Raw genomic sequence first — 7,926 nt, forward strand, 5'->3', positions numbered from 1 at the left:
CAGTTCCGTTTGGCGTTCAAGCGGGATCAGGGGTAGTTGGCAGGGTTGGGTTTTGCGGTGAATGGTCCCCTCACCCCAGCCCTCTCCCTGAGGGAGAGGGAGCCGAACAATGGCGTTGCGGATATCGGCGATCTGCTTTTAGCTCCCTCTCCCTCAGGGAGAGGGCTGGGGTGAGGGGACCATCCACCACAAATCCCCCCCCCCACACCCCCCATCCAGCACACCCCCCGCAAAGCTGCACTTCCCCCCCAGTTCCTGTACCATCCCCGCATCAAATGAGAATCATCCGCACAACACCATGACCCAACCCTCCGACGCCCCTGCGCGCATTCTGGTGGTCGATGATCACCGCAAGATCCGCGAGCCGCTGGCCATCTACCTGCGCCGGTTCGGTTTCGACGTGCGCACCACCGAAGACGCTGCCGGCATGTGGGCACAGTTGCGGCAGAATCGTTTCGACGTACTGGTGCTGGACGTCATGCTGCCCGACGGTGACGGCTTCGAGCTGTGTCGGTTGCTGCACCACAAGCACGATGTGGCGGTGATTCTGCTCACGGCCCGTGATGCCTCCAGCGATCGCGTGCAAGGGCTGGATTCCGGCGCCGACGACTACGTGGTCAAACCTTTCGAGCCGCGGGAACTGGTGGCGCGCATTCACAGCGTGCTGCGCCGCCGCCTGCCTGCCCGCCCCGCCCCATTGGAGGCCGCCTCAGGCCTGCGCCAGTACGCGTTCGCCGGGCTGCAGTTTCGCAGCGGCTGCGGCACCCTGGTTCGTCGTGACCAGACTCAGGTCCGCTTGAGCACGGGCGAGGGTCGGCTGCTGGAAGTGTTTCTGCAGCACCCCAACGCCGTACTCAACCGCGAACGCCTGATCGAGCTGACCGCCCGTCCCGGCAGCGATCTGTTCGACCGGGCCATCGACCGTCAGATCAGCCGCCTGCGTCGCAAGCTGGCCGACAGCGCCGCGCAACCCGACCTGCTGCAAACCGTGTGGGGCGGTGGTTACCGCCTCGCCGCCCATGTCAGCCAACAGCCATCGTGACGCGCTGGGGGTGGTGGCCGAAAACCATGACGCGGCAGCTTGGCGTGCTATTGCTGCTGGCATTGTTGGCTTCCAACCTGATCGCCATGCTGTTCCTGCAACGTACCGGATCGTTGGTGCACCCGCTGTCCCGCACGCTGGTGGTCGAGCGCCTGGTGATCGCCTATCAGGCCGCCCGTGACCTGCCTGAGCGGGAGTCCAGACGCCTGCTCGAATCCATGGCCACCGTCGATGCACGGTTCTGGATTTCATCCCTTGCCGAAGTCGAACCGTTCGCCATGCATGCCGAGGAACGGCATCTGGCCACTGCGCTGCGCAAGCGCTTGGCCATCGACGACAATGGGCATGTGGCCATGCAACTGGAGCGGGCCAGCGGTGGGCCAGCCCGTGAGCACCTGTTCAAGCCAGCAGGGTGGGCGGCGTTGCGCTTGCGCAGCAGCATCGATCTGCCCGACGGCAGCCACCTGAATGCCGAGCAGGCACCGTCCGGCGCTTATGAATGGGGCCGTTTGCTGGCCTATAGCGTGCCGGTGAGTACCATCCCGGTGTTGCTGATCGTGATTTTCTTCATGCGCCGGATCGTCGCCCCGGTCCAGCGCCTGGCCCTGGCCACCGAGCGGGTCAGCCGTGGTGAATGGATCGCCCCCCTGCCCGTGTCCGGCCCCCGAGAAGCGCAGGAGCTGACCACGGCGTTCAACGTCATGCAGGAACGCATCGCCCGCCATGTGGAAGGACGCACCCGCATGCTTGCGGCCATCAGCCACGACCTGAACACGCCGATCACCGAATTGCGCCTGCAAGTGGAGTTGCTCGATAACGATGAGCTGCGCCAGGACATGCTCGACAGTCTCGACGAATTGCGCGGAATGGTCAGCGAGACCCTGGATTTCGTGCGCGGTGATGCGGTGCAGGAAGCCACCTGCAGCGTGTCCCTGACGGCGCTGCTGGAGGACCTGGCGCGACGCTATCGAACGTTGGGTACGCCGGTGAGCTGGCACGGTGCGCCGGACATTCTGTGTCGCTGCCGGCCACTGGCGCTCAAGCGGGCGCTGACCAATCTGATCGACAATGCCCTGCGCCATGGTGGCGATGCCCACATCAGTCTGGCGCGGGAAGCGTCAGGCGCTCTGTGCATCGAGATTCGTGACCATGGGCCGGGGATCGATCCGGCGTGGCTGAGCCAGGTGTTCGAGCCGTTCGTGCAGTTGGGTCGTGGCGGAGCGGACCCCAGCCAGGGCGGTGGCCTGGGCATGGGACTGGCGATTGCGCGGGCCTGCGTGCAGGCCCATGGGGGAGAGTTGGTGCTGGAGAATCGGATGCCGGCCGGGTTGGCGGCGGTGGTCAGGTTGCCGGGGTAAGGGGACCATTCGCCGCCGGCATTAACTCAAAACCGCAACGTGGTCCCCACCCAGAACGTACGCCCGTAATTCACCGTGCCATACGTCTCGTCGTCCAATCGCTTGTCCGCCAGGTTGTACACCGCCGCCTTCAAGGTCACCGCCTTGGTCAGGTCATACGACCCGCCCACATCGGCCGTGGTATAGGCCGGAGCCGGATCGCCGCTGAGCGTGGTGCCGTATTCGCGCCCATAGTAGTTCACCGAAGCCCACGCCTGCGCCTTCTCGGAAAGGGTCCAGTCGGCGCTGACATTGGCCTTGTGCTCCGGCGTCAGCGACAACGGCGCGCCGGCGTTGCTGCCACTCTTCTGCTCGGAATCGGTGTAGGTGTAGTTACCCTTGAGCGCGAACGCTCGAGTGATGTCCCAGCGGCCGTTCAACTCGACGCCGGTGATGGTCGCCTTGTCCACGTTGATGCGGTCCTGCACGATGTAACCGTTCCAGCGACGCGCCGTGTTCTCGGTCGACAGCTTGTCGTCGAACACGTTATGGAACACCGTTGCACCCGCCGACAAATTGTTGCGGTTGGACCACGCGGCCGACAGCTCATAGTTGGTGCTGGTTTCCGGTTTCAGGTCCGGGTTGCCCAGGTTCACATAGGTGTTACGTCGAATGGTGGCGTAGCCCGGCACCACCGCACGAATCTCCGGCGCCTTGAAGCCTCGGGCCACACCGCCCTTGAACGTCCAGTCCGGCGTCGCCCGCCACACACCGTACACGCGCGGGCTGAAGTGGGTACCGTACTGCTCGTGTTCGTCCATACGCAGGCCGGTGGTCAGCGCGAAGGTATCGGTCATGGACCATTCGTTCTCGGCGAACAAGGCTTTCTGCGTCACGGAGAACGTATAGTCGCGACCATCCATCAAGCCCTGGTTCCAGTCGGTCAGCTTCGACTCGTTCCACTGCAAGCCAGCGGTAGTGATGTTGTAGGTGGTTGGCATCACCAGCTTGGCGTCCAATACCGTGTTCTCGACCACAGGTTTGCGCCCCAGGATCTCCGGCTGCCCGGCCGAGGCCTTGCCTTCGCGGCTGGCCTTCTCGTAGGCCAGCGACACGTCGGAAGTCGCCCAGCCCCAGCGCCCCTGGTGGGAGATGGAATAATGGTCGCGGTTGTTCTCTTGCTCACGGGTTGCCCAGTTGACGCTGGTGCCGTCGCCGTTCTTCAGACGTGTGGCGCCAGCTTCGAGCAGAATGTCGTGGTCTTCGTTGGGGGTGAAGGCCAGGCGCGCAGTCAGGTCCTTGTGATCGGCCTTGGTGAAGCCGTTGGTGACTTCTACATCATCGTCGGCCTGCCGATCCAGATAGCGGCCCCACACCTGCAAGCCCAGGTATTTCTCGATGATCGGCCCGTTGAGGTAGAACTGGGTCTGACGCGAATTGCCCTGGTCGCTGTGCTGGCGGGCGGCGTAATCGTAGGAGACCGACCCGCCCCACTCTGGCGAGACTTTGCGGGTGATGATGTTGATCACCCCGCCGATGGCGTCCGAGCCGTACAGTGATGACATCGGTCCGCGTACCACTTCGATCCGCTCGATGGCTTCGGCGGGCGGCACGAAGCTCTGCTCGTAGCCGCGGTTGCCGTTGACCCGGGTCTCCCGCGCGCTCTGGCGCTTGCCGTCCACCAGAATCAGGGTGTAATCCGGGGGCATGCCACGAATGGAGATGTCGGTCTCGTTGGCGCCGCCGTTGACCACCACACCTTCGATATTGCGCACGGCGTCGCCCAGGTCGTTGTAGGACTTCTTGCGCAGTTCTTCGCCGGTGATGATGGTCACGGAAGCCGGAGCATCCTCGACACTCTGCTCGAAGCCCGAAGCGGTGACCACGACATCGTCGAGCTCCATGGGCGCGGCCAGTTCGAGCGGATCGGCCTGGGCGGTACCGCCGATGGCCAGGCAGATCATTACGGCCAGCGGCCGCAAGGACAGTGGAGGATGCATGGAACTTCCTTACGATTCAGTTGTAGACGCGAATCGTATGCATCCTCAGTTCCGAAGGTTGGACAAGGTGTGACAGGTTTAGGGGTGTATCGCTTTTGCCGGCCTCATCGCGGGTAGAACCCGCTCCCACAAGCATCGCCGCCGTCCTGGAGCGAGCCCCCTGTGGGAGCGGGTTCTACCTGCGATGAGGCCCGGCAGATCACCCGAACAGCCAATACCCCAACGCCGTCAGCACGATCACCGCCAATACCGGCCGCAACACGCGGTAGGCCTTGGGATTGGCGCGCTTGAACTGTTTCACCTTGCCGCTGAAACGGTCACTGAAATTCTTGCTCCAGGCATAGGCCTGGTTGATTCCGCCAACTCGCTCGTCGTCCAGGTTCTGCGGCGCCGTGGCGCGGCCCAGGAACGCGCTGACTCGGGTGTTGACGGCAGTCATGAAACCGTTGCTCAGCGGTCGCTCGATGTCGCAGAACAGGATCACTCGAGTGTGCTCAGTCTCATTCTTGACCCAATGCACGTAGGTCTCGTCGAACATCACGTCCTGACCGTCGCGCCACGCATATTCCTGGCCATCGACAAAGATGCGGCAAGCGTCGGAGTTGGGCGTGGACAGGCCCAGATGGTAGCGCAGCGAACCGGCGAAGGGGTCGCGGTGCGGGTTCAGGTGGCTGCCACCGGGCAACAGGGCGAACATGGCCCCCTTGACGTTGGGAATGCTGTTGACCAGTTCCACGGTCTTGGGGCACAGCAGATTCGCCGACGGCAGTGATTTGTCGTACCACTTGAGGTAGAAGCGCTTCCAGCCTTTCTTGAAGAACGAGCCGAAGCCGGCATCGTTGTTCTTCTCGGCGGCACGGATGTAACCCTCGTCGAACAGGTGCATGGCTTCGTCGCGAATGGTTTCCCAGTTGTCCTTGAGCACGTCGAGCTCGGGGAATTTGCTGCGATCCAGATAGGGCTTGGACGGCACGCTGGAGAACAGGTACATCAGGGCGTTGTAAGGCGCGAACAGAGCGGAATGGTTGACGAACTGGCGCAACACCGGCAGACGCGCCTTCCCGCGCAGGTGCACATACAGCGTGCTGCCGATGAACAGCAACAGCACGGCGGCCTTGGCGGCGAAGGAAAGGGTCATGAAGCGGATCCTCGAGTGGGCAGTCCGCCATGATAAACCTTGCAGGCGCAGGTTGAAATGAAAGGTGGCGGTGAGTGGACGATGGGTCGCTGGGGGTGACCTTCAGCAGGGTGTCTGGGCCGGCCTCATCGCGGACAGAGCCCGCTCCCATAGGTGAATCGGGAGCCGGCGCTGACGCCCTGGATCAATCAGGCCTGCAACTCCTGCTCGGTGAACAGATCACTGAACAGCATGCTCGACAGGTACCGCTCGCCCGAATCCGGCAGGATCACCACAATGGTCTTGCCCTGCATTTCCGGCTTCTCCGCCAACCTGGCCGCAGCCGCCATCGCCGCGCCGCAGGAGATACCACACAAGATCCCCTCCTCCTGCATCAAACGCAGGGCCATTGCCTTGGCCTCGTCATCGCTGACCAGTTCCACGCGGTCCACCAGGGACAGGTCCAGGTTCTTGGGAATGAAGCCTGCACCAATGCCCTGAATCTTGTGGGGCGCCGGGGTGATGTCCTGCCCGGCCTTGGCCTGGGTGATGATCGGCGAACCCAGCGGCTCCACCGCCACACTGAGGATAGGCTTGCCCTGAGTGTGCTTGATGTAGCGCGAAATACCGGTGAGGGTGCCGCCGGTGCCCACCCCCGCCACCAGCACATCCACGGCACCGTCGGTATCGTTCCAGATCTCCGGCCCGGTGGTTTTCTCGTGGATGGCCGGGTTGGCGGGGTTGTCGAACTGCTGCGGCATGAAGTACTTGTCGGTATCGCTGGCAAGGATTTCGGCGGCCTTGTCGATAGCGCCCTTCATGCCCTTGGCAGGCTCGGTCAGCACCAGTTCGGCGCCCAGCGCCTTGAGCACCTTGCGCCGCTCCAGGCTCATGGAGGATGGCATCGTGAGCATCAGCTTGTAGCCCCGTGCTGCCGCGACGAAAGCCAGGCCGATACCGGTGTTGCCGGACGTCGGCTCGACGATGGTCATGCCAGGCTTGAGCTTGCCGGTGCTTTCGGCGTCCCAGATCATGTTCGCGCCGATCCGGCACTTGACCGAATAACCGGGGTTACGCCCCTCGATCTTGGCCAGCAGGGTCACGCCACGGGGCGCGATGCGGTTGATCTGCACCAGCGGCGTATTGCCGATGGAGTGGGCGTTGTCGGCGAAAATGCGGCTCATGACGAAGGTGTCCTTGTGCGGCAGCAGGGGAAAAAACCAAGGGTAAGCGCGGGGCTCGAACGAGTCCAGCGAACCGATGGGACTGTGGACAGTCAATCTCCTTATATCGTTCGGAAGACTTGCCCATGAAACGCCGTTACAGCTGGCCACTGTGGACCGTCCTGAGCCTGATCGTCCTGCTGCTGGCACTGCACGTCGCCCTGCCCTATCTGGTTCGCGACTATCTGAATGACAAGCTCGCCGACATGGGCGACTACCGCGGCCGAGTGGCCGACGTCGACCTGGCCTGGTGGCGCGGCGCTTATCGGATCAACGGCCTGCAGATCGTCAAGACCACTGGCAAAGTGCCCGTGCCGCTGCTGGACGCACCGGTGATCGACATCGCCGTGAGCTGGCATGCCCTGTGGTACGACCATGCCGTAGTGGCACGGGTCGAGTTCCTGCGCCCGGAGCTCAACTTCGTCGACGGCGGCAACAACAAGCAGGCGTCCCAGACCGGTGCGGGCACGGACTGGCGCGACCAGATGAACAAACTGTTGCCGATCACTTTGAACGAGGTGCGCATCGACGACGGCAAGATCAGCTTCCGCAACTTCAGTTCCAAGCCGCCAGTCAACCTCAGCGCGACCCAGATCGACGCCAGCCTGTACAACCTGACCAATGTGCAGGACCTGCAAGGCAAGCGTGATGCGCGATTCGAGGGCAAGGGCAAGCTGTTCGGGCAGGCGCCACTGGAAGCCACGGCGACCTTCGATCCATTCAGCAACTTCGAGGATTTTGAGTTCCGCTTGCGCGCCACGGGCGTGGAGCTGCGCCGGGTCAACGATTTTTCCAGCGCCTATGGCAAGTTCGACTTCAACGCCGGCAGCGGCGATATCGTCATCGAAGCCGATGCCAACAAGGCTCAGCTGAGCGGCTATATCAAGCCGCTGCTGCATAACGTCGACGTGTTCAACTGGCAACAGGATGTGCAGGACCAGGACAAGGGCTTCTTTCGCTCCATCTGGGAAGCGGTGGTGGGCGGTACCGAGACGGTGCTCAAGAATCAGGCCGAGAACCAATTCGCCACCCGCGTGGAACTCAGCGGTAACGTCCACCGCCAGGATATCAGCCCGTTCCAGGCGTTCTGGCAGATCCTGCGCAACGGTTTCGTGCGAGCATTCAACGCCCGATATGAACAACCACCACCCAAACAGGGGTAGCCCTCCGCCCTTCCCCCCCTGTAGGAGCGGCGTAAAGCCGCGAA

General features: G+C 63.0%; 6 protein-coding genes. 3 read left to right on the forward strand and 3 right to left on the reverse strand.

All coding sequences use genetic code 11. The features are described 5' to 3' along the window. The first annotated feature begins 298 nt into the window (after nt 1-298). Nucleotides 299-1,042 carry a response regulator transcription factor gene (locus B3397_RS06945; protein WP_296248503.1) on the forward strand — a complete coding sequence of 248 codons (744 nt, stop codon included), beginning with the start codon at nt 299-301 and terminating at the stop codon, nt 1,040-1,042. Between the two features lie 26 nt (nt 1,043-1,068). Further along, nucleotides 1,069-2,400, forward strand: coding sequence for a sensor histidine kinase (locus B3397_RS06950; RefSeq protein WP_296248505.1), 1,332 nt, complete (start codon nt 1,069-1,071; stop codon nt 2,398-2,400). A gap of 26 nt (nt 2,401-2,426) precedes the next feature. Here B3397_RS06950 and B3397_RS06955 read toward each other — a convergent pair whose 3' ends face one another. The 3 genes from B3397_RS06955 to cysK all read right to left on the reverse strand — a co-directional run bounded on the left by B3397_RS06955 (nt 2,427) and on the right by cysK (nt 6,680). After that, complete coding sequence (locus B3397_RS06955) at nt 2,427-4,379, reverse strand: TonB-dependent receptor domain-containing protein (RefSeq protein ID WP_296248507.1); 1,953 nt, start codon at nt 4,377-4,379, stop codon at nt 2,427-2,429. 199 nt (nt 4,380-4,578) lie between these two features. Beyond that, on the reverse strand, nt 4,579-5,517 hold the full coding sequence (locus B3397_RS06960; protein ID WP_296248509.1) for an aspartyl/asparaginyl beta-hydroxylase domain-containing protein: 939 nt from the start codon (nt 5,515-5,517) through the stop codon (nt 4,579-4,581). 188 nt (nt 5,518-5,705) lie between these two features. Further along, the gene (gene cysK / locus B3397_RS06965; protein WP_296248511.1) at nt 5,706-6,680 is read right to left on the reverse strand and encodes a cysteine synthase A; all 975 of its coding nucleotides are present in this window, start codon (nt 6,678-6,680) and stop codon (nt 5,706-5,708) included. A gap of 125 nt (nt 6,681-6,805) precedes the next feature. Here cysK and B3397_RS06970 point away from each other — a divergent pair, with 125 nt between their 5' ends. Next, nucleotides 6,806-7,882 carry a DUF748 domain-containing protein gene (locus tag B3397_RS06970; RefSeq protein ID WP_296248512.1) on the forward strand — a complete coding sequence of 359 codons (1,077 nt, stop codon included), beginning with the start codon at nt 6,806-6,808 and terminating at the stop codon, nt 7,880-7,882. Nucleotides 7,883-7,926 lie beyond the last annotated feature (44 nt).

Source organism: Pseudomonas sp. UBA4194, from assembly GCF_002379585.1.
Classification (GTDB): domain Bacteria; phylum Pseudomonadota; class Gammaproteobacteria; order Pseudomonadales; family Pseudomonadaceae; genus Aquipseudomonas.